Annotated in this window: 22 protein-coding genes; 7 read left to right on the top strand and 15 right to left on the bottom strand. The window is 66.2% G+C overall.

Annotated elements, in window-relative coordinates:
- Positions 1–8: 8 nt before the first annotated feature.
- Positions 9–875, bottom strand: a complete 867-nt coding sequence (locus LPW26_RS13260; RefSeq protein ID WP_238735849.1) for an acyl-CoA acyltransferase — start codon at positions 873–875, stop codon at positions 9–11.
- 105 nt (positions 876–980) lie between these two features.
- On the opposite strand from LPW26_RS13260, the gene LPW26_RS13255 reads away from it, so the two are divergent.
- The 3 genes from LPW26_RS13255 to LPW26_RS13245 are packed head-to-tail and all read left to right on the top strand — an operon-like array spanning position 981 to position 3,319.
- On the top strand, positions 981–1,226 hold the full coding sequence (locus tag LPW26_RS13255; protein ID WP_182915439.1) for an acyl carrier protein: 246 nt from the start codon (positions 981–983) through the stop codon (positions 1,224–1,226).
- Positions 1,213–2,595 carry a class I adenylate-forming enzyme family protein gene (locus LPW26_RS13250; RefSeq protein WP_238735848.1) on the top strand — a complete coding sequence of 461 codons (1,383 nt, stop codon included), beginning with the start codon at positions 1,213–1,215 and terminating at the stop codon, positions 2,593–2,595. The genes LPW26_RS13255 and LPW26_RS13250 overlap by 14 nt, the downstream gene beginning before the upstream one ends.
- The gene (locus tag LPW26_RS13245; protein ID WP_238735847.1) at positions 2,588–3,319 is read left to right on the top strand and encodes an SDR family NAD(P)-dependent oxidoreductase; all 732 of its coding nucleotides are present in this window, start codon (positions 2,588–2,590) and stop codon (positions 3,317–3,319) included. Before LPW26_RS13250 ends, LPW26_RS13245 begins: the two co-directional genes overlap by 8 nt.
- Before the next feature lie 245 nt (positions 3,320–3,564).
- Here LPW26_RS13245 and LPW26_RS13240 read toward each other — a convergent pair whose 3' ends face one another.
- Together LPW26_RS13240 and LPW26_RS13235 are read right to left on the bottom strand one after the other, a co-directional pair.
- Positions 3,565–4,506: an amino acid--[acyl-carrier-protein] ligase gene (locus LPW26_RS13240; protein ID WP_238735846.1), complete on the bottom strand. Its 942-nt coding sequence runs from the start codon at positions 4,504–4,506 to the stop codon at positions 3,565–3,567.
- A 32-nt stretch (positions 4,507–4,538) separates the two neighbouring features.
- Entirely contained in the window at positions 4,539–5,762 is a 1,224-nt protein-coding gene (locus LPW26_RS13235; RefSeq protein ID WP_238735845.1) for an acyl-CoA dehydrogenase family protein, read from the bottom strand.
- A gap of 352 nt (positions 5,763–6,114) precedes the next feature.
- Between LPW26_RS13235 and LPW26_RS13230 the strand changes: the two genes are divergently transcribed.
- The 3 genes from LPW26_RS13230 (at position 6,115) to LPW26_RS13220 (ending at position 7,782) form a co-directional block, all read left to right on the top strand.
- Positions 6,115–6,387, top strand: a complete 273-nt coding sequence (locus tag LPW26_RS13230; RefSeq protein WP_238735844.1) for a phosphopantetheine-binding protein — start codon at positions 6,115–6,117, stop codon at positions 6,385–6,387.
- A 61-nt stretch (positions 6,388–6,448) separates the two neighbouring features.
- Positions 6,449–6,904, top strand: a complete 456-nt coding sequence (locus tag LPW26_RS13225) for a cupin domain-containing protein (protein ID WP_238735843.1) — start codon at positions 6,449–6,451, stop codon at positions 6,902–6,904.
- 218 nt (positions 6,905–7,122) lie between these two features.
- Positions 7,123–7,782 (top strand): DUF2478 domain-containing protein, encoded by a 660-nt coding sequence (locus LPW26_RS13220; RefSeq protein ID WP_238735842.1) that lies wholly within the window; start codon positions 7,123–7,125, stop codon positions 7,780–7,782.
- A 75-nt stretch (positions 7,783–7,857) separates the two neighbouring features.
- On the opposite strand, the gene LPW26_RS13215 is transcribed toward LPW26_RS13220, so the two are convergent.
- From LPW26_RS13215 to LPW26_RS13205, 3 genes are read right to left on the bottom strand one after another with little or no spacing between them, the layout of a single operon-like run.
- The gene (locus LPW26_RS13215; protein WP_249785178.1) at positions 7,858–9,480 is read right to left on the bottom strand and encodes a sodium:solute symporter family transporter; all 1,623 of its coding nucleotides are present in this window, start codon (positions 9,478–9,480) and stop codon (positions 7,858–7,860) included.
- Positions 9,481–9,484: 4 nt separating this feature from the next.
- Positions 9,485–9,766, bottom strand: coding sequence for a DUF485 domain-containing protein (locus LPW26_RS13210; protein ID WP_238735840.1), 282 nt, complete (start codon positions 9,764–9,766; stop codon positions 9,485–9,487).
- A gap of 50 nt (positions 9,767–9,816) precedes the next feature.
- On the bottom strand, positions 9,817–10,980 hold the full coding sequence (locus tag LPW26_RS13205) for an NADH:flavin oxidoreductase/NADH oxidase (protein WP_238735839.1): 1,164 nt from the start codon (positions 10,978–10,980) through the stop codon (positions 9,817–9,819).
- 282 nt (positions 10,981–11,262) lie between these two features.
- Between LPW26_RS13205 and LPW26_RS13200 the strand changes: the two genes are divergently transcribed.
- Entirely contained in the window at positions 11,263–12,150 is an 888-nt protein-coding gene (locus tag LPW26_RS13200; RefSeq protein ID WP_238735838.1) for a helix-turn-helix domain-containing protein, read from the top strand.
- 61 nt (positions 12,151–12,211) lie between these two features.
- Here LPW26_RS13200 and LPW26_RS13195 read toward each other — a convergent pair whose 3' ends face one another.
- The 9 genes from LPW26_RS13195 to LPW26_RS13155 all read right to left on the bottom strand — a co-directional run bounded on the left by LPW26_RS13195 (position 12,212) and on the right by LPW26_RS13155 (position 20,441).
- Positions 12,212–12,508 (bottom strand): ferredoxin family protein, encoded by a 297-nt coding sequence (locus LPW26_RS13195; protein ID WP_238735837.1) that lies wholly within the window; start codon positions 12,506–12,508, stop codon positions 12,212–12,214.
- A 39-nt stretch (positions 12,509–12,547) separates the two neighbouring features.
- Complete coding sequence (locus LPW26_RS13190; RefSeq protein WP_238735836.1) at positions 12,548–13,855, bottom strand: FAD-dependent monooxygenase; 1,308 nt, start codon at positions 13,853–13,855, stop codon at positions 12,548–12,550.
- A 12-nt stretch (positions 13,856–13,867) separates the two neighbouring features.
- Positions 13,868–14,974, bottom strand: coding sequence for an electron transfer flavoprotein subunit alpha/FixB family protein (locus tag LPW26_RS13185; RefSeq protein ID WP_238735835.1), 1,107 nt, complete (start codon positions 14,972–14,974; stop codon positions 13,868–13,870).
- A 25-nt stretch (positions 14,975–14,999) separates the two neighbouring features.
- A complete protein-coding gene (locus LPW26_RS13180; protein ID WP_238735833.1) occupies positions 15,000–15,845 on the bottom strand; it encodes an electron transfer flavoprotein subunit beta/FixA family protein in 846 nt (281 codons plus the stop codon).
- Between the two features lie 327 nt (positions 15,846–16,172).
- Complete coding sequence (gene nifW / locus LPW26_RS13175) at positions 16,173–16,529, bottom strand: nitrogenase stabilizing/protective protein NifW (RefSeq protein ID WP_238735831.1); 357 nt, start codon at positions 16,527–16,529, stop codon at positions 16,173–16,175.
- Positions 16,530–16,694: 165 nt separating this feature from the next.
- Positions 16,695–17,864, bottom strand: a complete 1,170-nt coding sequence (gene nifV, locus LPW26_RS13170) for a homocitrate synthase (protein ID WP_238735829.1) — start codon at positions 17,862–17,864, stop codon at positions 16,695–16,697.
- Positions 17,857–19,086, bottom strand: coding sequence for a cysteine desulfurase NifS (gene nifS, locus LPW26_RS13165; protein ID WP_238735824.1), 1,230 nt, complete (start codon positions 19,084–19,086; stop codon positions 17,857–17,859). The genes nifV and nifS overlap by 8 nt, the downstream gene beginning before the upstream one ends.
- Entirely contained in the window at positions 19,083–20,081 is a 999-nt protein-coding gene (gene nifU, locus LPW26_RS13160; protein WP_238735822.1) for a Fe-S cluster assembly protein NifU, read from the bottom strand. The genes nifS and nifU overlap by 4 nt, the downstream gene beginning before the upstream one ends.
- Before the next feature lie 39 nt (positions 20,082–20,120).
- Positions 20,121–20,441, bottom strand: coding sequence for a HesB/IscA family protein (locus LPW26_RS13155; protein WP_238735819.1), 321 nt, complete (start codon positions 20,439–20,441; stop codon positions 20,121–20,123).
- Between the last annotated feature and the right edge of the window lie 340 nt (positions 20,442–20,781).

The raw sequence follows: 20,781 nt of genomic DNA, 5'->3' as shown, positions 1-20,781 counted from the left end.
GCCGGCCGTCACGGGCCGTACAGCACCAGTTCGGTTTCGGTGAGATCGCCGAGCCGCGGCGGGTTCGGCCCCTTGAAGTATTTGCGGCCGCGCGAATCCGAGTAGAGGCCCTTCAGACCGTCGATCGGTCCGTTGGCGTCGAGCGCCACCAGCGGAGCGCCGCGCCACAGCAGCGCGCGGCCGAGCGCGCCGGCGCAGCGCACGAACTCCGCCACGTCGCGGCAATACACCAGTTGCATCGCCGGCGTCGGATAGCGGCCGTGCTTCATCCGCTTCGGCAGCAAGATGAACGGCATCGCCTGTCCGCCGACGCGCGCCACCAGCGACAGGCAGCCATAGCCGGCGTGGCTGCGCAGCAAGTCGAACTCGGCCTCCGGCAGCCCGGCCACCGCGCCGGTGTCGCCGGTGATACGTTCGACCCGCATGCCGGGCTCGGCGCGCGACAATAGCGGCACCGCCACGAACATGCCGGCGCAATAGCGGCGGAAGCCCTGCGCCTCGATGATCGGCCAGGTATTCACCGCCGGCGAAATGTTGACGTAGGTGACCGCCTTGTTCTTCTGCGCCATCGAGGTCAGCATCGTCGCGTAGTTGCGGAACTCGGGGTCGACATACCAGCTCGACACGTTGCAGCGAAGCAGACCCGAACCGCGCGGCGCATAGATCAGCAGCAGCACGCCGACCGGCCGGCCCTCGGTCTCGAGCAGATAACCGTAACGCGGACAATCAGCCGGAATGTCCCGTGCGCGCTGGCGGTGGAGACCGCTGCGCCAGTAATCGTGCGTACGACCCGAAAACCCCCGCGTCAGCAGGTCCGAGACCGCTTCGATATCGCCTTCGACGATTTCACGGCAGCGCACTTGAGGGGCGTTCATCAGCGTTTACCAATCGACCGGAATTGCGAGCTACGCACATAGATTCGCTTCATCTTTGCGCCCTATGGTGTTGTCTCACGGATCGATCAGGAAGGCGAAATAACGATGTCTGTACGGTTAACGATTGTGAAGATGATGGAAGAGATCGCAGCCGAGCAGAACCGCAAGCTGCCGGCGCTCACCGACGATCTGGTACTACACCAATCCGGCTTCGACTCGCTGTGTTTCGCCATTCTGGTCGCACGGCTCGAGGACACGCTCGGCGTCGATCCGTTCACCACCGCCGACGACGCGATCTTTCCGGTGACGCTGGGCGACTTCATCAAGGCGTACGAGAATGTCCCCGCGTGAAATCAGCGCGCTGCGCAACTATCTCGCGGCGGGTGTGAGCGACCGCACGCTGTCCGACGCGGCAGACACCGTCGCGATCGCCGACATCGCACGCGGAACCGTGCTGGGCGGCCGACTCCCGGAGCTGGCGGGCCGCGCCGTGGTGCTGTCGCTGTCGACGCAGCTGCTCAGCGGCATCGCGATGATCGAGCTCGATGGCGTGGTGCGGCGGATGCTGCTGTGCCCGCCCGACTTCAACATGGACTACGCCGCCACGCTGATCGCGGACGCGCAGATCGACGCGATCGTGACCGACGATGCGGCACGCTGGGCCGGCCTCGGCGTCGACCTGATCGTGCCGGCAGCGCTGCCGTTGCGGTCGGCGCAGCCGCCGGAGCTGGCGCATAGCACGCAGTGGCTGATGCTGACCTCCGGCACCACAGGTGCGCCGAAGATCGTGGCCCATACGCTGGCTGCCCTGACCGGCGCGATCGTTGCCGATGGTGCGCCGTCTGGCACGCCGCCGACCTGGGCGACCTTCTACGACATCCGCCGCTACGGCGGTCTGCAGATCTTCCTGCGCGCCGTGCTCGGCGGCGGCTCGATGGTGCTGTCGGCGCCGGGCGAGCAGGTGATCAATCATCTGGCGCGGCTCGCCGCACGCGGCGTCACGCATCTTTCGGGAACGCCGTCGCATTGGCGCAAGGCGCTGATGAGTGCCGCGATCACCAGCTTCCGCCCGAACTACGTGCGGCTGTCGGGCGAGATCGCCGACCAGGCGGTGCTCGACAGCCTGCGCCGCGCCTTTCCCGACGCGTCGATCGGCCATGCCTACGCGTCGACCGAGGCCGGCGTCGGCTTCGCGGTCAATGATGGTCGCGAGGGCTTTCCCGCCGCGATGATCGGCACCAGCCCCACCGGCGTCGAGATGAAGGTCGTCGACGGCTCGCTGCGGATCCGCTCCGGCCGCACCGCGCATACTTACGTCGGCGCCGGCGCACCGCAGCTCGCCGATGCCGAGGGCTTCATCGACACGGGCGACATGGTCGAGCTGCGTGACGATCGTTACTACTTCGTCGGCCGCCGCGACGGCATCATCAATGTCGGCGGCCTAAAAGTGCATCCGGAGGAAGTCGAAGCCGTGATCAACCGTCACCCCGCGGTCCGCATGACGCGGATCCGCTCGCGGCGCAGCCCGATCACCGGCGCGCTGGTGGTCGCCGACGTGCTGCTGGCCAACGTGTCGGACTCCGGACGCACCGGCGAGATCCGCGAGGCGATCCTCGCCGAGTGCAGGCGTGCGCTGCCGGCCCACAAGGTGCCGGCGGTGGTCAACTTCGTGCCGCAGCTCGACGTCACCGCCTCCGGCAAGCTGGCCCGTCATGCGTAAAGTCGTCGTGACCGGCGGCAGCCGCGGCATCGGGCTGGCGATCGCGCAGCGCCTCGCAGCCGGCGGTTACGGGGTGATCGCCGTGGCGCGGCGCGAGAGCGACGAGCTGAAGGCCGCGATCGCGGCCGCGGCGAACGGCGACGGCTCGATCGCCTTCAAGCCGTTCGATCTCGGCGAGATCGACGCCATCCCCGGCTTCGTCAAGGAACTGCGCCGCGAGTTCGGCTCCATCTACGGCCTCGTCAACAATGCCGGCATCGGCACCGAGGGCGTGCTGGCGACGATGCACAACAGCCAGATCGAAGCGCTGCTGCGCATCAACGTAACCTCGCCGATGGTGCTGACCAAGTACGTCGTCCGCAACATGATGGCGGATGGCGGCGGGCGGATCATCAACATGTCATCGATCATCGGCTCGACCGGCTACAACGGCCTGTCGGTGTACGGCGCCACCAAGGCGGCGGCGATCGGCTTCACGCGGTCGCTGGCGCGCGAAGTCGGCCGGCTCGGCATCACCGTCAACGCCATCGCGCCCGGCTTCATCGACACCGAGCTGACCTCTGGCCTCGCCGGCGAAGGCCGCGACAAGATCGCGAACCGCAGCGCCCTGCGCCGCCTCGCCGAAGCCGACGACGTCGCCCGCATGGTCGAGTACCTGCTCGGCGACGGCGGCCGCAACATCACCGGATCGGTGCAAACCATCGACGCCGGGAATACGGCGTAGCTCGCTTCGATTACCAACCTCTCGTCATTCCGGGGCGCGCGAAGCGCGAACCCGGAATCCATACTCCCTGGACTCTCGGTGATACATGGGCGTTGCAGCAGCCGTGCTTCAATGCAATGACAGTGGATATGGATTCCGGGCCTGCGCTGCTTCGCAGCGCATCCCGGAATGACGTGGAGAGGCTGGTGTCCACAGACGAGCTTCCGGGTTCGCGCTACGCGCGCCCCGGAACGACGGCGCGTTTGTTAGTCCAGCGCCAGCACCTCACGCACGCTCGCCGGCCACGCGCTCGTATCGATGCCGTGGGTGGCGAACAGCGCGACTGCGAGCCGGTCCATGCCGAAGGCGACGCAGCCGGTGTGGGCGGGGTTGCCGTCGGTGTCGTCGATGCCCCAGGTCACGCCGAAATGCTCGCGGTGATAGTTGAAGCTCATGCAGGCGGTCGGGGATTCTTCCGAGCGCAGCGGCACCAGCAGTTCGAACTTCAGCGCCTGCTGCTGCTGGCTGATCGCCTTCATCTGGCCGACGCGGCCGAAGAACGGATCGGACGCGGTGTCGACCCGAAACGCCAGGCCGAGATCGCGGGCGATCGCCTGCGCCTTGACCATCCAGCGCTCGCGGAACTCGGCGACATCCTGCGGCGCGCCGATGCAAACGTATTCGCGCATCCGGAACGACTGCAGCCGGTCGAGATGCTTCGACGGCTCGCGGCGGAAGCAATCCGCGGCGACGTCGAAGCGCAGGCCGCCGGCCGGCAGCGGGCCGCGGCTCGCCGCGATCGGATAGACCGGGTAGCAGGCCGCGGGCGACAGCACGAGATCGGCCGGCGACAGCGAGGTGGTCCAATCGCCACCGGCGTCGAACCGGCTCACCGCCGCGTTGATCTCCTGCTCGGTGCCGTGCAGGCCGCAGACGCAGCCGAGCAGATTCGGAAAGCTCTTCAGATAACCGGACTTCTCGAGTTGAGCCCGGCTCATCACCGGCGGGAACCGCATCACTTCGGTGCCGGTCTCGCGATGGCGCGAGATCAGCGCCGCGAGTTTCTCGACGATGCCTTCATACAGCGCGGTGCGCGCATAGACGCCGTCGGCGCCGAGCTTGTGGAACAGATGCGCGGCGAGATGATCGAGCGGATCGACCGGCTGCGCGGCGGCTTCCGACGGGATGGAGCGGATCGCGACGTTCATGCGGAGTGACTCCTCTGAATCTGGTTCGTTGATCAGTCGCGCAGCGTCGCCGGCACGGCGGCCATCAGGCTGGCGGTGCCGATATTGGCGAGGATGCGGTCGTTGTTGATCATCAGCGGCGACGACAGCACGTCGCGCAGATGCCGCCCGATCGTGAAGTCGCCGTCGTTGCGATAGCCCGCCAGGCCGCAGGCCCGCATCGCGCTCATCACGGTTTCCACCGCCAGTTCCGAAGCCTCGACCTTGAGCAGGTTGATGCCCGACTGAAAATCCAGCGAGCCGAGCGCGCGCTCGTCGAACTCCGCCGCCGCGAACGTATCGAGATTGGCGGCGATCAGCGCGCGCAGCTTGATCAGCGAGCGCTTCGCCGCATTGTAGTGCGCGGCGCCGGGCGGCAGCTGCCCGCCGGCACCGCGCGCCGCCTTGCGGATGAAGGCCTGCGCGCGCTCCACTGACGCCGCCGCGATGCCGGCCCAGGCCGACGACCATGACAGATGCGCCACCGGCGTCATGGTCTGAGCGTGAATGCGGTCGTACGGATCCGTGAACACCTGCGCGGCGAGACCGTTGGCCTTGAGCTCGAAGCCGCGGCTGCAGGTGCCGCGCATGCCGAGCGTCTCCCAGCTGAGCGTCGGCCGCAGCGTGTAGTCTTCCTTGGTGAACACCACCAGCACCTGATCGGACGCGGCCGCATCATTGGCGCGGCGCGCGATCGTCATCACGCCGTCGGCCTGGGCGCCGTAGGAGATCACCGTGGCGTCGCGTACCAGCGACACCGCCTCGGCCGTCACTTCGATCGCCGCAGCGCTGGCGCGGATGTTGCCGCCGTTATTGCCCTCGGTCGTGGACGACGCCAGCAGCAGCTGGTCCGCCGCGAGCCGGCGCATCAATTGTTCGTGCCAGGCGCTGCCGCGGCCGTGGCGGACCAGGCAAGCCACCTTGGTCTGATGCATCGCCACGATCATCGCGGTCGACGCGCAGGCGCGGCCGAGCGTGTAGCACATCTCGGTGACGTCGTGGATCGACGCGCCCTCGCCGCCGAGTTCGACCGGGATCTGGGCGCCGAGCAGGCCGTGAGCACGCGCAGCCTCGATCGCGGCCGCCGGGAAGCGCGACTCCTGGTCGACGCTGTCGGCTTCGACCGCCGCGATCGCGGCGACCTGTGCCACGCGTTGCGACAATGGGACAGCAGCGTGCCGGAACGGAACGGCCGATGGGGCAAAATCGTGGACCGCATGATCAGTCATCATCGCCATGGCGGCGGGTCTCCTTTGAGACGGACAGTGCAAGTGATGAGTCGGGACGCTGCACCGCGCGATCAGCAGGACGTTGCGCGCCGCATCTTGCGACTGACACGCTACGGACGAGCCTTGGCGACGTCGAGATGATTCAAAGTGAATCAATTTGCATTCGAATTCGAGGGTTAATCCGGGCTTGTATGAATACCGAGAAATCGCGGGTTTCCCGTTAGCGTTAAAATTCGAAAGCCGATGCGGACAATGCGCCGCAATTGTTTCCGCAAGTTTTCTGCGATTACATCTCGACTAATCAAAATACGCGACGCGAGGGATTTGGCCACGCGCGCGAAACACCGCCCCGGAGGTAGCCATGCAGGCCGGCACATCCACTGCCGTTCAGACCACAATCCTCGAATTGGTGCAGTCGATCCTCGCACAGAACGCGGCCTCCGGCCCCGTGCAGCCCGACACGCGCCTGGCCGATGCCGGACTGACCTCGATGGAGATGGTCAATCTGATGCTCGGCGTCGAGGCGGCGTTCGATCTCATGCTGCCGCAATCCGAGATCACTCCCGAGAACTTCACGTCGGTCGAGACCATCGAGCGTCTCGTTCTTCGTCGCCTTCAATTGCAGGCCGCCTGAATTCCATTCGACATCCCAGCATCACACCAATGAACCGTAGCACCTCAGAGGAGCCGACCGGATGACCAGCAATCTGATCCTCACCGCCACGACGCAAGTCGAATTGAAGCCCGCACCGATCGAGCCGTCGTGGATTCTCGAAGGCAATCCGGTGGCGACCAACTGCCCCCTGTCACGCAGCGCCGACGGCATGGCCTCGACGATCATCTGGCACTGCACCGAGGGCAAGTTCGAGTGGCACTACGACATCGACGAAACGATCTGCATCCTCGAAGGCTCGGTGGTGATCGAGGGCGACGGTCTGCCGGCAAAGCGCTACGGGCCGGGTGACGTGATCTTCTTCAAGGACGGCGCCAGCGCGCGCTGGCATGTCGAAGGCCACATCCGCAAGATCGCGTTCTGTCGCCGCACCCAGCCGAAGCTGATCGGCCTCGCCGTCCGGATCTACGCCAAGCTACGTTCGATGCTGACGCCTTCCGGTCAGCGCACGACGCAGTCGCTGCTCGGCGCGAACTAATTCTCCGCGGGACGCTCCAGACGTCGTCTAGCCTGATATCGACCAAACCGGGCGCCGCGCTGTCGCGAGGCGCCCTTTGTCGTGCCGAACGCATAGCCGAACAGCTTGTACGCGAACCCTTCGTGAGGGCCCTCGCTCGGCGGATGACTTAGACGGTCTTCGCGTTCGTACTGCACTGAGACATTTTCTGTCGTTTCACGTCCGCTCACGAGATTGATTTGTCGCAAAGCCGGGCCGCGCCGATTCTGGCATTTCGATGCTGCGAAAGTCTTATTGGAGCGTGGCGGGACACGATGGGGTACACTCTCGGCCGAAGCGGCAGACCTTCGATTCTTGCGCTCGTCTATTCGGACGGCGCCGCAGCCTGCCGGACGATTTCGGAGCTGGGCTACCGGCTGCGTGACAGCGGCGTCCCGTTAGCCGGGATCGTCGCCTATCACGCCACGCGCGACGGAACCCCGCGCTGCGATATGGAAATCGAGGAGCTGTCGTCGCGCATTATCCTGCAGCTTGCCGATGACCAGACCCCGCAGGCGAGCGGTTGCCGGGTTGATCCAACCGCCATGCAGGACGCGGCCGCGCTGATCAGCGCGGCATTCCAGAAGTGCCCTGAACTGCTGATCGTCAACAAATTCGGCCAGCTCGAAGCCACCGGCGGCGGCCTCGCCGACGCGATCACCGAAGCGGTGGATCTGGGGATTCCCGTCGTGGTCGGCGTGCCGGAGCGTCGCCTGGCGAGTTGGCGCGAATTCACCAACGGCCTCGCCGAAGAGGCGATGATCGACTCGCCGCGGGTGCAGCAATGGCTTGCGCGGCGCGGCCTCGGGGTGCAGCCGCGCCGGCTCGGCGTGCAACAGGCGCTGACCTCGGCAGCCTGAAGATCAGACGGACGACCGCCGGGCGATTTCGACAATCGTCCGGCGGTCGATTCTGCGATCGTTCTCAGTGCCGCTTTATTCCGCAGCTTCCAGGCCGGTGGCCATCGATACTTGCTCGGTCCGGCGGCTCATCACCGATACGAACCAGGCGGTGAAGAAGGCCAGCGGCATGGAGACGATGGTCGGCGGATCGATCGGGAAGATCGGCGCCGCGTTGCCGAGCACCTTGACCCATACCGGGGGGCCGAGGACCGTGAGGATCACCGCCGCGCCGAGGCCGACCATGCCGCCGCTGATGGCGCCGCGCGTCGTCAACCCGCCCCAGTACAACGTCAGCAGCAGCAGCGGCAGCGTCGAACTGCAGGCGATGGCATAGGCAAGGCTGATCATGTAGGCGACGTTCTGCGTCTGGAACACGATGCCGAGCGCCACCGAGAGCAGCCCGAGCCCGACGGTTGCGAAGCGGGAGATCATGATCTCGCTGGCTTCGCTGGATCGTCCGCGGCGGAGGATCCGGGCGTAGAGATCGTGCGAAACGGACGAGGCGCCCGCCAGCGTCAGGCCCGCCACGACCGCGAGGATGGTGGCGAACGACACCGCCGAGACGATCCCCATCAGCGGATTGCCGCCCAGGGCGTGTGCGAGGTGGATGGTGGCCATGTTGCCGCCGCCGCGCACCGCTCCGTTCGCATCGACGTAGCTCGGGTCGCCGCCGATGATAGCGAGCGCGCCGAAGCCGAGGACGAAGATGAGCGCGAAGAACCCGCTCACGCACAGCGTTCCCCAGAACACCGAAACGCGGGCTGCACGGGCGTCCGGAACGGTGAAGAAGCGCATCAGGACGTGGGGCAGGCCGGCGGTGCCGAGCATCAGGGTGAGACCGAGCGAGATGGTCTGCAGGGTGCCTCCGGAGAACACCTGCGGCGACATCATGGCTTCGTGCCGAGGATGCACGGCGATGGCGCGCGCGATAACGGCATCGTAGCTGAAGCCGAAATGGGCGAGCACGGCGATCGTCATGATCAACCCCGCGCCGATCAGCATCGCGGCCTTGATGATCTGCACCCATGTCGTCGCCATCATGCCGCCGAACACGACGTAGCAGATCATCAGGGCGCCGACCAGAAGCTGGGCATAGATGTAGTCGAAGCCGAACAGCAACCGGATCAGTTGCCCTGCTCCCACCATCTGGGCAATCAGGTAGAAGACGACAATCACCAGAGTCGCGAAGGCCGTGAAGATGCGAATCGGCCGTTCGTCGAGCCGGGTGGCGAGCACGTCGGCAATGGTGAAGCGGCCGAGTCTTCGCAAGCGCTCCGCCACCAGGAACACCACCAGCGGCAATCCCGTGGAGTAGCCGACCGCGAAGATGAGTCCGTCGAACCCGGACGCGAACACCAGACCCGCGAGGCCGAGCAGCGCACCGGCAGAGATGAAGTCGCCAGCCAGCGCGATGCCGTTCTGGAAGCCCGAGATTTGACCGCCGGCCGCGTAGAAATCGGAGGTCGATCGGGTGCGCTTCGCGGCCCACGCCGTGATGCCCAGCGTCACCAGCACGATGGCGACAAACAAAGAGATTGCGGTGGCGTTGGCGCCGCCGCCGGCCGGCTCTGCGGCGAGCGCGGAAGTCCCGGTCACGAGCACCGGGAGAAGGACCGCAAGGGTCGTTGCAATCTTGGCAGTCTTGCCAGCATTCATGGCGTCACTCTCCCCGTTCGGTGGCTGTGCGATTGGCGATCAGGACGTAGAGTCCCGCGAGGGCGATGGTCGAGAACACCACGCAGAGGCCGAAGACCACTGCGACGGTGATAGAAAGTCCTGGAGCCAGCGGCCGCGTCATGCTCGCCGGGGAGATGATGAAGGTCGCGATGAAGGAGCCGTAGATCAGCGCCTGGACGGCGGCGAGAATCCAGCCGAGCCGCGCGGCAGGTAGTACGGCTTCCTTCGCGGGCTCGTCGTGTAAGGACATCTTGAGTGCGGACATCGGTTTCATTCCATACTGGAGATGGGAGGGAGGGTGTTGTCGAAGGCCGCTCATTCGGCGGCAGCAATTTCCGGCACCGTCGCCCGGCCGGTGATGTGGCCGAAGCCGTCGTTGACACGGCTGCGCTGGTACTTGTTGAGCCAGGTACTGAACTGGACCGGCAGCAGGTCGTAGGGGCGCTCGTGGCCGAGCACCATGGCGGCGTAGACCGGCCAATGAGGATTGGCGAGCATCGGGCGGCCGAGCATCACCAGGTCGACCCGCGCCTCGCGCACGATGGCATCGGCAAAATGCGGGTCGGCCAGATTCCAGTTCGCGGCAGTGAGGATGTCCGCTTCCCTGCGGATGCGCTCCGCCGCCGGCACCATGAAGCCTTCGGCATCCCACGGCGTCTGCGCCTGTCCCGAGTTGCCACCGAAGGAGACGTCGACGAGATCGACACCACGCGGCTTCAGCATGCGGGCCAGCGCCACCGATTCCTCGATGGTCTGGCTACCCGGCGCAAACTCCGTCACGCCGAAGCGCATCGAGAGCGGAAGCCGATCCGGCCACTCCGCGCGCACCGCATCGACCACCTCCAACAGAAAGCGGCTTCGCCCCGCGAAGTCGCCGCCATACTGGTCGGTGCGATGATTGGAGAGCGGCGAGAAGAAGCTCGACAGCAGAAAACCGTGCGCGGCGTGTATCTCCAGCCACGCGAAGCCGGCCTCGCGCGCCCGCCGCGCTGCCGCAGCGTAGTTGCGGGCCATGGCGGCGATATCGTCCAGCGTCATTTCACGGGGCGTGCGGTGCATGACGCCGCCGAACGCCACCGCGGACGGGCCTATCATTTCCCAGGCATCGGGATGGTCCGCAGGAAGATGGCCGCCGCCCAACCAGGGCGCCTCCACGCATCCCCGTCGACCGGAATGGCCGAGCTGAATTCCGGGCACGCAGCCGACCGAGCTGACGAAGCCGGCGAGACGCGCGAGCGCGACGCCCTGCTCATCGTTCCACAGGCCGGCGCAGGTCGTCGACATCCGGCCTTCAGGCGAGACCGCCGCCTGCTCGACCACGACCATTCCGGCGCCGCCCACAGCCTTGGACCCGAGATGGGCCAAATGCCAGTCGGTGACGATACCGTCCGGAGAGGAAAATTGCGTCATCGGCGAGACCGCTATGCGGTTTCGCAAGGTCACGTCACGTACTTTCAACTCGCTGAAAAGAGACGGCATATCGACCTCATTTCCCCGCACTGAGCGGGGTTGCATTTCGATCAGTTGAAACCTCGGGTCCTGCGTTTTGCATCGCCTGCTCGCGTAGTCGGCAGAACAGCTACGAATTCGGCAGCTGCTGCCGGCATTTGAGCCAACGCTCAGCTTGACCTTCATTCATATTGGCCGCGTGATAGTTCGGCCTCTTCCATAATCCGGCCGATGGCTAACAGAATTCGGTCAATCGAAGATCGCTTCGCTGATCTCGGGCCGGGCGCAGGCCTCGGCGACCAGGAGTCCGGAATGCGCATGCACGATATTGGTTCTTGGCCACGCAACGCGACGCTGGCGAGCAGCAGTGGCCGTGGATGGTCCAACATCCAAGCGGCACTGATTGCGGTCGATACCTGGTGCGGTGAACTCGCGCCGATCGGCAACCCGTGCCTCGGCTATTGCGTCAGCCAACCCGCCCGGATCCGGAAGCGCGTCGGCGGCGGCGGCGCCGTCGAAACCACCACCCTTCGGCCGCGGCAATTCCACCTCATTCCCGCGCTGGAGGCGAGTGAATGGCACCGTCATGGCCGCTCGGAGATGCTGACCCTGTATCTTCGCCAGGATCTGCTGGACGAGGCGGCCGCGCGGCTATGCAGCGAGCATGTGGGGCGGGTGGAACTGGACGTGCCGCTGGGCGTGCACGATCCCCTGCTCGAGCAATTGGCCCTCGCCGTCCTGAAAATGTTACGGCTGCCCGAGGACGCCGGGGCACGCTATTATGCGGATGAACTCGCCCACGCGGCCTACGCACACGTCGTCCGCAACTACACGGCGGCGGGCCGCTCCTCGGCATTCGAGGGCGACGCTCCTGCGGCGCCGGAGCACGCGCTGCGACGCGTTTGCCAACTGATCGCCGAGCGGATCGCCGATGACCTGCCGCTCGAGGCCCTCGCGCGGGAAGCCGGCCTTTCCCCGAGATCGTTGTCGCGCGCTTTCAATCAACGCCTCGGCATGAGCGTTCACCAGTACGTCGTTTCGCGCCGGATTCTGAAAGCCAAGGACCTGCTCGCCTCGACCGACCTGCCGATCGTCGAGGTCGCCTTGGAATCGGGCTTCTCGAGCCAGAGCCATTTGTCGGAGGTGTTCCGCAAACAACTCGGTGTGACTCCCGGCCTGTTCCGCTCGGCGCGGGAATAAGGCGTGGGAGTGAGGCGCGGGGCCGCCGTCTCGGCCGTCCCGCTCTCGACGTTGATTACGCTCAGCCGAACTTGAACAGCACGCCGTAGCCGCCGCGCGGGTAGTTCCATTCGAGCTCGCCGCCGCCCTCGGCGATCACCCGGCAGGTGCCGCATTCGACGCAGCCGTCGGGCGTCACTTCGACCTGGCCGTTAGAATTCAGCTCGTAGCAATGCGCCGGGCATACTTTCAGTAGCGCCAGCAATTGCGGCGACGGCTTGGTGTGCGGCTTCACCTTGATGTGGGCGTTGCCGACGTCGACCAGATAGCGGTTCTGGAACAGCTTGTCTTCGACCCGAATGGGGGCTTCCGTGGTCATGATTGGCCTCTCCAATTCCTGAACTATCGCTTGCTACGCTCAGCGCCACGCCCGCGCGAAGCGGAACGCGTCGCCGAACAACCCGCCCCACGACCGCGCCGAAACGAACGACTTGATCGTGGTCTTCTCTTTCTCCAGCTTCGGCGTGCCGTCGACCCGGACGAAGTTCTGCAGCGCCTTGTTGACGAGCTGCGGATAGGTCAGGAAGAAGTTCTGCGACTGGATATGCAGCAGGCCCGGCATATCCTTGTACTTCTTCAGATCCTTGATGACGAAGCTGTCGTCCAGCATCTTCTTGTAGAGCGCCAGGTTCTCCTTGGTCATCGGATCCTTGCGCGACTTGACCTGGAAGATCGCCTCGCCGGCGATCCGTCCCGATGTCATCGCCAGGTTCGAGCCCTCGCGGTGCATCGCATTGTTGAGCTGCGCGGCGTCGCCGACCACGACCCAGCCGTCGCCGTAGAGCTGCGGGATCGCGTTGTAGCCGCCTTCCGGAATCAGATGTCCGGCATATTCCTTGACTTCCGACCCCTCGAGCAACGGCGCGACCGAAGGGTGTTTCTTGAAGCGGTCGAGCAGATCGTAGGGCGTCTCTCCGGACTTCTGGAAATCGGAGACCAGACAGCCGATACCGACCGAGATCGACTCCTTGTTGGTGTAGATGAAGCCCATGCCGGTCATGCCGGCGGAGATCGTGCCGGCGGCTTCGATCACCACGCCTTCGTCGCCCTTCAGATTGAAGCGCGCCTCGATGGTCTCGCGCGGCAGGAAGTGCATCTCCTTCACGGCCAGCGCGACGTTCTCCGGCGTCGGCCGCGCGCGCAGCTCCGCCTTGGTGCCGAGCAGGCCGTTGACGCCCTCCGCCAGCACCACGACGTCGGCATGGACCTCGCCGCCGTCACGGTCGGTGATCACGCCGATCACCTTGCCGTAGGCGTCCTGCACCAGTTCCTTGACGGTGGTCTCGCACAGCACGATCGCGCCGGCTTCCTGCGCGCGGCTCGACAGCCATTTGTCGAACTGCGCGCGGATGATGGTGTAGCGGTTCGGCTTCTCTTCGTTGAAGTCGTCCGAGCGATGGTGCAGGCCGGTGTGCGACTTGCCGTCCATCATCCAGAACCGCTGCTCGACCAGATGCCGCTCCAGCGGTGCATCCTCGCGGAAGTCGGGCACCAGCTTTTCCAGCATGTCGGCGTAGAGAATGGCGCCCTGCACGTTCTTCGAGCCGGGATACTCACCGCGCTCGATCTGCAGCACCTTCAGGCCGCGCTTGGCCATCGTCAGCGCGGCGGCATTGCCGGCCATGCCGGCGCCGACCACGATGGCGTCGAAACGTTCCTCGATCATGGCAGCCTCCTGTTAGCTTGCGATCCGGTCGCGGGTGTGCGGCGACAGCCGCTTGCGGAACGCCTCGGTGAGCGCCGGCAACAGCCGGATCGCATCGGTGACGAGAGCGAGATGGGCGAAGTCGAAGATCGGCGCGTTCTTGTCGGTGTTGATGGCGACGATCAGGTCGGAGCCGTCGACGCCGACGCGGTGCTGAATCGCGCCGGAGATGCCGGCCGCGATGTAGAGCTTCGGCCGGATGGTCTTGCCGGTTTGGCCGATCTGGCGGTCTGCCGAGACCCAGCCCTTCTGCACCAGCGGCCGCGAGCAGCCGTATTCGGCCCCGAGCACGCTGGCGAGCTGGCGCACGAGCTGGAAGTTCTCGGGCGAATTCAGCCCGAGACCGCCGGCGACGACGATGTCGGCATAAGCGAGGTTCGACGTCGCCTTGTCGCGATCCGGCACGAAGGCCAGGATCTTGGTGACGATATCGGCCTCGACCAGGCCGAGCGGAAATTCGATGACGCGGCCGACCGGCTTCTCGACCCGGTCGGGCATCGACATCACGCGCGGCCGCACGGTCGCCATCTGCGGACGGAAGTTCAGCGTGTAGATCGTGCACAGCAGCGAGCCGCCAAACGTGGGCCGGGTCGCGGCGAGCGAATTGTCGGCGTCGACTTCGAGTTCGGTGCAGTCGGCGGTGAGGCCAGTGAGCAGCGTGGTCGCCACCGCACCGGCGAGGTCGCGACCGAGCGTGGTGGCGCCGAGCAGCAGGATCTCCGGCTTGTAGGTGTTGACCAGATCGGTCAGCGCCTTGGTGTAGGACTCGTTGCGATAATCGGTGAGCACGTCGTCGGCGCAGATGTAAGCGAGGTCGGCGCCGTAGCAGAACGACTCCGCCACCGCGGCCTGCGTCGCCTCGCCCTTCGGGCCGATCACCACGGCGGCGAGCTGGACACCGAGCTTGTCGGCGAGCCGGCGGCCGGAGCCCATCAGCTCCCACGACACCGGATGCACGTGGCCGCGCTCCTGCTCGATGAAGACCCAGACGTGCTTGTATTGCTTGAAGTGCTCGGACAGCTCCTTCTTGGCGGAGGCGCGTCCGGCGGGCTGCGGTGCAGGCTTGGCTGGCTGGCTCATCGCAACGGCTTTCTTGTAAGAGGTGTCAGAATCCGCGGGCCAGCTCGAACATCTCGGCTTCGAGCTTGGGGCGGAGCTTGAAAATTTCGTCGATCAGCGCCTCGGCCGGCGGCTGGCCCGCGGCCTCGACGACCTTGGCCTTCTCGGCGCGCGGCGTCGGCGCGAACACGCGCTTCACCACGGTCGGCGAGCCGCGCAGGCCGCACTTCGAGATATCCTCGACGCCGGCATCCTGCGCGCTCCACTTCACCATCTCGGCGCGGGCGGCGTTCAGCGCATTCTGCATCGAGCCGCGGCGCACCTCGTTGGTGCCTTCCAGCATCGTGATCAGGCAGGGCAGATTGCTGCGCAGCACCTGCACGCCGCCCTCGGAGCGGCGCTCGACCTCGATGGTGCGGCCGGCGAGATCGACCGAGCAGACCTTCGAGACGTAAGTGAGCTGCAGGAAGTCGAGCCGCTTGCAGATGCCCGGGCCGACCTGCGCTGTGTCGCCATCGATCGTCTGCTTGCCGGTGAACACGATATCGGGCGCCCCGAAGGTCGCGCCGATCTTGCGGATCGCGGCGGCGAGCGCGTAGCTGGTGGCGAGCGTGTCGGCGCCGGCAAAGAAACGGTCGGTCAGCAGCACCGCGCGATTGGCGCCAATGGTCAACGCCTTGCGCAAGGAGTCCTCGGCCGAGGGCGGTCCCATGGTCAGCACCGTGACCTCGCCGCCGAGCTTGTCGCGCAGCCGCAGCGCCTCTTCGAGCGCGAACAGATCATAAGGATTGATGATGGTCGGGACGCCCTGGCGCATGATCGTGTTGGTGACCGGATGCACGCGGATCTGCGCCGAGTCCGGAACCTGCTTGATACAAACGACGATATGCATGATGTGCTCCGCGCTAAGCTGACAGAGACCTATCAGCAAGCCCCGTACCAACTTCGCGACGCACCGGATTCATTCGGGAAAGCAAGGCATTGGCCGATCTGTCGCGAAGCCCGACAGGCTTTCGCCATGAAGGCGACCCGACAAGTGTGACACTTGTCAGGAAGGCGACAGCGCGTTCGGCGAGGTTGATCCGCAACGCGCCGTCATGCCCGGCCTTGTCCCGGGCATCCACGCCTTGCGGAGGGAGAGCCGGAAAAGACGCAGATGGCCGGGACAAGCCCGGCCATGACGGAAAGGTAAGTATTTTCGGTGAGGTGTACGCCGCGGTTACTTCAGCGCGTCGAGCGACACGAACGCCGCCTTGCGCGGCGACTTCGGCGCCACTGCGTCCTTGAGCACCTTGAAGACGCGCTGATCGAGCGGCGACGAGGCGAGGAAGTCGGCGTAGGCGCGTTCGAGCACCGCCTTGCAACGCGCCGCCGCTTCGCCCTGCGGCAGGCCGGTGAGATCCTCGCCGGCGAGATACTGGCCCATCCGCTTGAGAATGTGCAGACGGGCGACGTTGAGCAGCTTGGGGTCGTAGTCGACGCCGAGCAGCTGGAAGAACTCTTCCGCCGAACCGGCGCGCTGCAACTGGCCGATGATATCGGCGGGCTCGGTCGTGGTCGCCAGGGACGCGCTCATGTCAGTCTCCTTCGTTTGAGGTTCACCGCCAGCCCCTCCCCGCCGTCATTGCGAGGAGCGCAGCGACGAAGCAATCCAGCCCGGTCCACGGCGCTTCTGGATTGCTTCGCTTCGCTCGCAATGACGGTTGAACGTGGACGCCTGATGGTGACCAACTCCGCCATCTCACGCACAGCTCGGCAGCGGCCGGTCGCGGACTTCGCGCCAGATTGCCGTTAATGTCTCATTGCCGACCGGGCCCTTGTGGGCGACCGCGTAGCGACGCACTTGCGCCAGAATGCCCTGCGCCTCGTCGGCGGTCGCCGGCAGGTTGAGCCGGGCCAGCGACGAGGTGATCGCCGACAGGCCGGAGTGCTTGCCGATGACGATCCGGTTGGAGCGGCCGAGCAGCAGCGGATCGAGCGACTGGTAGGTGCGCTGATCCTTGAGCAGGCCGTCGACATGAATGCCGGATTCATGGGTGAAGACGTGTTCGCCGACGATCGCCTTGTTGAGCGGGATGGCCCGCGCCGCGGCTTCGGCCACCACATCGGCGACGTGGCGCAGTTCCGACAGCACGATGCCGGTGTCGCGACCGTAGAGTTGCTTCAGCGCCACCGCGACTTCTTCGAGCGGCGCATTGCCGGCGCGTTCGCCGAGGCCGATCACCGTGACGGACGCATGGGTGGCGCCGGCCTGCACAGCCGCCAGCGTGTTGGCGGTGGCGAGGCCGAGATCGTCGTGACCGTGGAATTCGAGTTCGAGATCGGTGGCTGCACGCAGCGCCGCGAGCAGCTTGAAGCTGCTGAACGGATCGAGCACGCTGAGCGTATCGGCGATGCGGAAGCGCCGCGCGCCGGCCGCCTTCGCGGTCGCGATCACTTCGGCGAGAAACTCCTGATCGGCCCGCGAGGAGTCCTCGCCGCCGACCGCAACGTCCAGCCCCCGGTCGCGCGCGTATCCCACCACGCGCTTCACCGTCTCGATCGCGTTGCTGCGCTTGCCGCCGAGCTTGGCGGCGATCTGGACGTCCGACACCGGCACCGAGACGTTGACCATCGTCACGCCGGCCGCCAGCGCCGCGTCGACGTCTTCGGTGCGCATCCGGCACCAGGCGATCGTGGTGAGCGGCAGGCCGGCCTCGGCGATGGCGCGGATCGCCGCGATCTCATCGAGCCCCATCGCCGGCGTTCCGGCCTCGATCTCCGGCACGCCCGCGTCTGCGAGCGCACGCGCGATCGAGAGCTTCTCGGCGGCCGAGAAGGCAACGCCGGGTGCCTGCTCGCCGTCGCGCAGCGTGGTGTCGTTGAGGACGACCGGGAGTCGTGACGCGGCGGATGTGGCGAGATCAGACATGAGCACGCCCCAGCGACTGCTGCGCGCCCTGGTTGGCGCAGAACGGCGAGATCGAACGCAGCTTGGCGATCACGCCGGGGATCACCGCGAGCGCGCGATCGATGTCGGCGTCGGAGTTGTCGCGCGACAGCGAGAACCGCACGCCGCCGCGCACCGCATCCTCGGCGACCTGCATCGCCTGCAGCACATGCGAGGGTTCGAACGAGCCGGTCGAACAGGCCGAGCCCATCGACGCCGCAATGCCGGCGCGATCGAGCAGCGTCACGATCGCCTCGCTGTCGATGAACGAGAACGCGATGCTCGACGTGTTCGGCAGCCGCTCGGCGCGGGCGCCGATCGCGACGCAGTGATCGACCTGCGCCAGGATTTCGCGCTCCAGCCGATCGCGCAGGGCCCGCACGCGGATGTCTTCGTCGGCCATCGCCGCGGCGGCGAGTTCGGCCGCGATGCCGAGGCCGACGATGCCAGTCACGTTCTCGGTTCCGGCGCGACGTCCGCGCTCGTGCTGGCCGCCCTTGATCTGCGGCTTGAACGGCGCGCCGCCGCGGACATACAGCGCGCCGATGCCTTTCGGCCCGTGCAGCTTGTGGCCCGACAGCGACAGCATGTCGATCGCGGTGGATTGCAGATCGATCGGGCACCTGCCGACCGCCTGCACCGCATCGGTGTGGAACAGCGCGCCGACCTCTTTGGCCAGTTCGGCCAGATCCGCGATCGGGTTGATCACCCCGGTCTCGTTGTTGGCCCACATCATCGACACCAGCGCGACGCGATCGGACAGCGCGGCGCGATAGGCCGCGATATCGAGCCGGCCCTGGCGATCGACCGGGACGACGTGAACGCGAATGCCCTTGGCCTTCTCCAGCCAGGCGCACAGCGCCATCACGGCCGGATGCTCGACCGACGTGGTGATGATCTCGCGCCGCCGCGGCAGCGCCTCCAGCGCCGACAGGATCGCCGTGTTGATGCTCTCGGTGCCGCCGGAGGTGAAGATCAGCTCGTGCGGCGACGCGGCGCCGAGCAGCGCCTGCAATTGCTCGCGGCCGCGCTTCACCGCCCTCGCGGCGTGGCCACCGAGCGCGTGCTTCGACGATGGATTGCCGAAATAACCGGAGAAGAACGGCAGCATCGCATCGACCACGCGGGGATCGGTGCGCGTCGTCGCGTTGGCATCGAGATAGACGATGTTGGCCGGCGGCTGTGCGACGCGGGACTCCGTCATGACACCGGCACCACGCGCAGCGGCCTCCCGATCTTGTCGGCGAGCTTGGCCTGCACGCCCGACAGCGTCACCGAGGAGAGCTGGCAGCCGACGCAATTGCCCGACAGCCGGACATAGACGATGTTGCCCTCTATGCTGACGAGTTCGCAATCGCCGCCGTCGCGCTTCAGATGCGGGCGCAGCTCGTCGAGCGCCTCGGCGATCAGCGTCGCCTGCGTCGGCGCGTCGAGTTCGAGCGTGGTCGTCGCCGTCGGCGCCGCACGTGCCGGCTCGGGCCGCGGCGTCGCGCGCAGATGCGCCGGGGCGATCTTGGCCGAAAAGATGTTAGTTCCGGGCTGCGGCTCGCCGCGCGGCTTGAGGTCGAGCGCGCGCTGCGGCGTCGAGCCGAGCTGATACGCGTCGCGCTTTTCGATCAGGCCGTCCTCGACCATCTCGGCATTGACGCGCGCCAGCAGGCCCTCGATCTGCTTGAAGCAGGAGCTGCAGCTGCCCGCCGCCTTGGTGTGCTGGGTCACCTGCTCCATGCTGGTCAGCCGGTTGAAGCGGATGGTGCGTTCGATCATCATCTGGCTGACGCCGAGGCACTTGCACGACGGCGTCGCATCGGTCTTTTGCAGCACGGTGCCGCCGCGATACGCTACGATCGCGCGCTGCAACGCCTCGTAGCTCATCACCGCGCAATACATCCGCTCCGCCGGCAGGCCGCCGAGATAGTCCGCGATGTCGGCGGCGCTGATCGCCGCCGCATCGTCGAGTTTCTTGCCGCTCAGCATCTCGGTGGTGGCCGAAGCCGCCGCGATCGCCGCGCTGCAGCCGAAAGCCTGGAACTGCGCGCGGTCGACCCGATTCGTTCGCCGATCAATCCGCAGCATCAGCTTGACCGAGTCGCCCCAGCGCAGCGTGCCGAACGAGCCGACCGCATTGGCCTGCAACAGCACGCCGGCATTGCGCGGACTAACAAAGTGGTCGTCGAGCCTGTCGAGATTATCCAGCATGACGCGCGCATCCCTGCCTGAACTTGCCTGAAGTCTGCCTCAACCGAACGACTTGCCGCAGCCACACTTGTTTTCGGCATTGGGGTTGTCGAAGGTAAAGCCGGAGCCTTCCAGGCTCTCGACGAAGTCGATGGTCATACCGTTGAGCAGCGGCTGCGAGTCCGGATCGACGAACACCCGAACACCAGCCGCTTCGACGACCGCATCGTCGTCGCGCGGCGCGGGATCGAGGCCGATCAGGTACTTGTAACCAGCGCACCCCCCCGCCTCGACCATGATCCGCAGACCACCATCAGTCTTGCCCGCCCGCGACATCGCAGCCTTGACGGCGTTACCAGCTTGTTCGGTCAGGATGATCATGATCGGCTCCTTGCGTTGGTCCGACATGAGCAATTGCAACCGCTGTGCCAACGCCGAAGCGCCGCAGCAAGCCGCTGGATTGATTGGGATTTAGATGAGCCATCGACGAATGTCGGAGTTGCGACATGGTCACGAAGGCGACGGTTTCCGACAATGGATCGCAGCTAATAGTCCGGGAGCACGGAGCGCCGGCGCTCTCTTCACCCTCCCCTGGAGGGGGAGGGTCGGCACGCAGCCCGCGAAGCGGGATGCGGGACGGGGTGGGGTGAGCCGCGGGCACAGGGTTTCGTAACTTCGCGGGCCCCCCCCCCCCCCCCCGCGCGCGCCCCCCCCCCCCCCC

This window comes from Rhodopseudomonas infernalis, from assembly GCF_022271405.1.
GTDB lineage: Bacteria > Pseudomonadota > Alphaproteobacteria > Rhizobiales > Xanthobacteraceae > Rhodopseudomonas > Rhodopseudomonas infernalis.
This window is presented reverse-complemented; position numbering and strand designations above follow the sequence as displayed.

Bases quoted from the DNA above. Each gene is read 5' to 3' on its own strand.
- LPW26_RS13195 (WP_238735837.1), bottom strand. From the start codon at position 12,508: ATGACCACGGAAGCCCCCATTCGGGTCGAAGACAAGCTGTTCCAGAAC.
- LPW26_RS13260 (WP_238735849.1), bottom strand. From the start codon at position 875: ATGAACGCCCCTCAAGTGCGCTGCCGTGAAATCGTCGAAGGCGATATC.
- LPW26_RS13235 (WP_238735845.1), bottom strand. From the start codon at position 5,762: ATGGCGATGATGACTGATCATGCGGTCCACGATTTTGCCCCATCGGCC.
- LPW26_RS13215 (WP_249785178.1), bottom strand. From the start codon at position 9,480: ATGAATGCTGGCAAGACTGCCAAGATTGCAACGACCCTTGCGGTCCTT.
- LPW26_RS13245 (WP_238735847.1), top strand. From the start codon at position 2,588: ATGCGTAAAGTCGTCGTGACCGGCGGCAGCCGCGGCATCGGGCTGGCG.
- LPW26_RS13155 (WP_238735819.1), bottom strand. From the start codon at position 20,441: ATGATCATCCTGACCGAACAAGCTGGTAACGCCGTCAAGGCTGCGATG.
- LPW26_RS13190 (WP_238735836.1), bottom strand. From the start codon at position 13,855: ATGATCGAGGAACGTTTCGACGCCATCGTGGTCGGCGCCGGCATGGCC.
- LPW26_RS13240 (WP_238735846.1), bottom strand. From the start codon at position 4,506: ATGAACGTCGCGATCCGCTCCATCCCGTCGGAAGCCGCCGCGCAGCCG.
- nifW (WP_238735831.1), bottom strand. From the start codon at position 16,529: ATGAGCGCGTCCCTGGCGACCACGACCGAGCCCGCCGATATCATCGGC.
- LPW26_RS13205 (WP_238735839.1), bottom strand. From the start codon at position 10,980: ATGCCGTCTCTTTTCAGCGAGTTGAAAGTACGTGACGTGACCTTGCGA.
- LPW26_RS13180 (WP_238735833.1), bottom strand. From the start codon at position 15,845: ATGCATATCGTCGTTTGTATCAAGCAGGTTCCGGACTCGGCGCAGATC.
- nifV (WP_238735829.1), bottom strand. From the start codon at position 17,864: ATGTCTGATCTCGCCACATCCGCCGCGTCACGACTCCCGGTCGTCCTC.
- LPW26_RS13255 (WP_182915439.1), top strand. From the start codon at position 981: ATGTCTGTACGGTTAACGATTGTGAAGATGATGGAAGAGATCGCAGCC.
- LPW26_RS13250 (WP_238735848.1), top strand. From the start codon at position 1,213: ATGTCCCCGCGTGAAATCAGCGCGCTGCGCAACTATCTCGCGGCGGGT.
- LPW26_RS13210 (WP_238735840.1), bottom strand. From the start codon at position 9,766: ATGTCCGCACTCAAGATGTCCTTACACGACGAGCCCGCGAAGGAAGCC.
- nifU (WP_238735822.1), bottom strand. From the start codon at position 20,081: ATGCTGGATAATCTCGACAGGCTCGACGACCACTTTGTTAGTCCGCGC.
- LPW26_RS13185 (WP_238735835.1), bottom strand. From the start codon at position 14,974: ATGAGCCAGCCAGCCAAGCCTGCACCGCAGCCCGCCGGACGCGCCTCC.
- nifS (WP_238735824.1), bottom strand. From the start codon at position 19,086: ATGACGGAGTCCCGCGTCGCACAGCCGCCGGCCAACATCGTCTATCTC.
- LPW26_RS13225 (WP_238735843.1), top strand. From the start codon at position 6,449: ATGACCAGCAATCTGATCCTCACCGCCACGACGCAAGTCGAATTGAAG.
- LPW26_RS13200 (WP_238735838.1), top strand. From the start codon at position 11,263: ATGCGCATGCACGATATTGGTTCTTGGCCACGCAACGCGACGCTGGCG.
- LPW26_RS13230 (WP_238735844.1), top strand. From the start codon at position 6,115: ATGCAGGCCGGCACATCCACTGCCGTTCAGACCACAATCCTCGAATTG.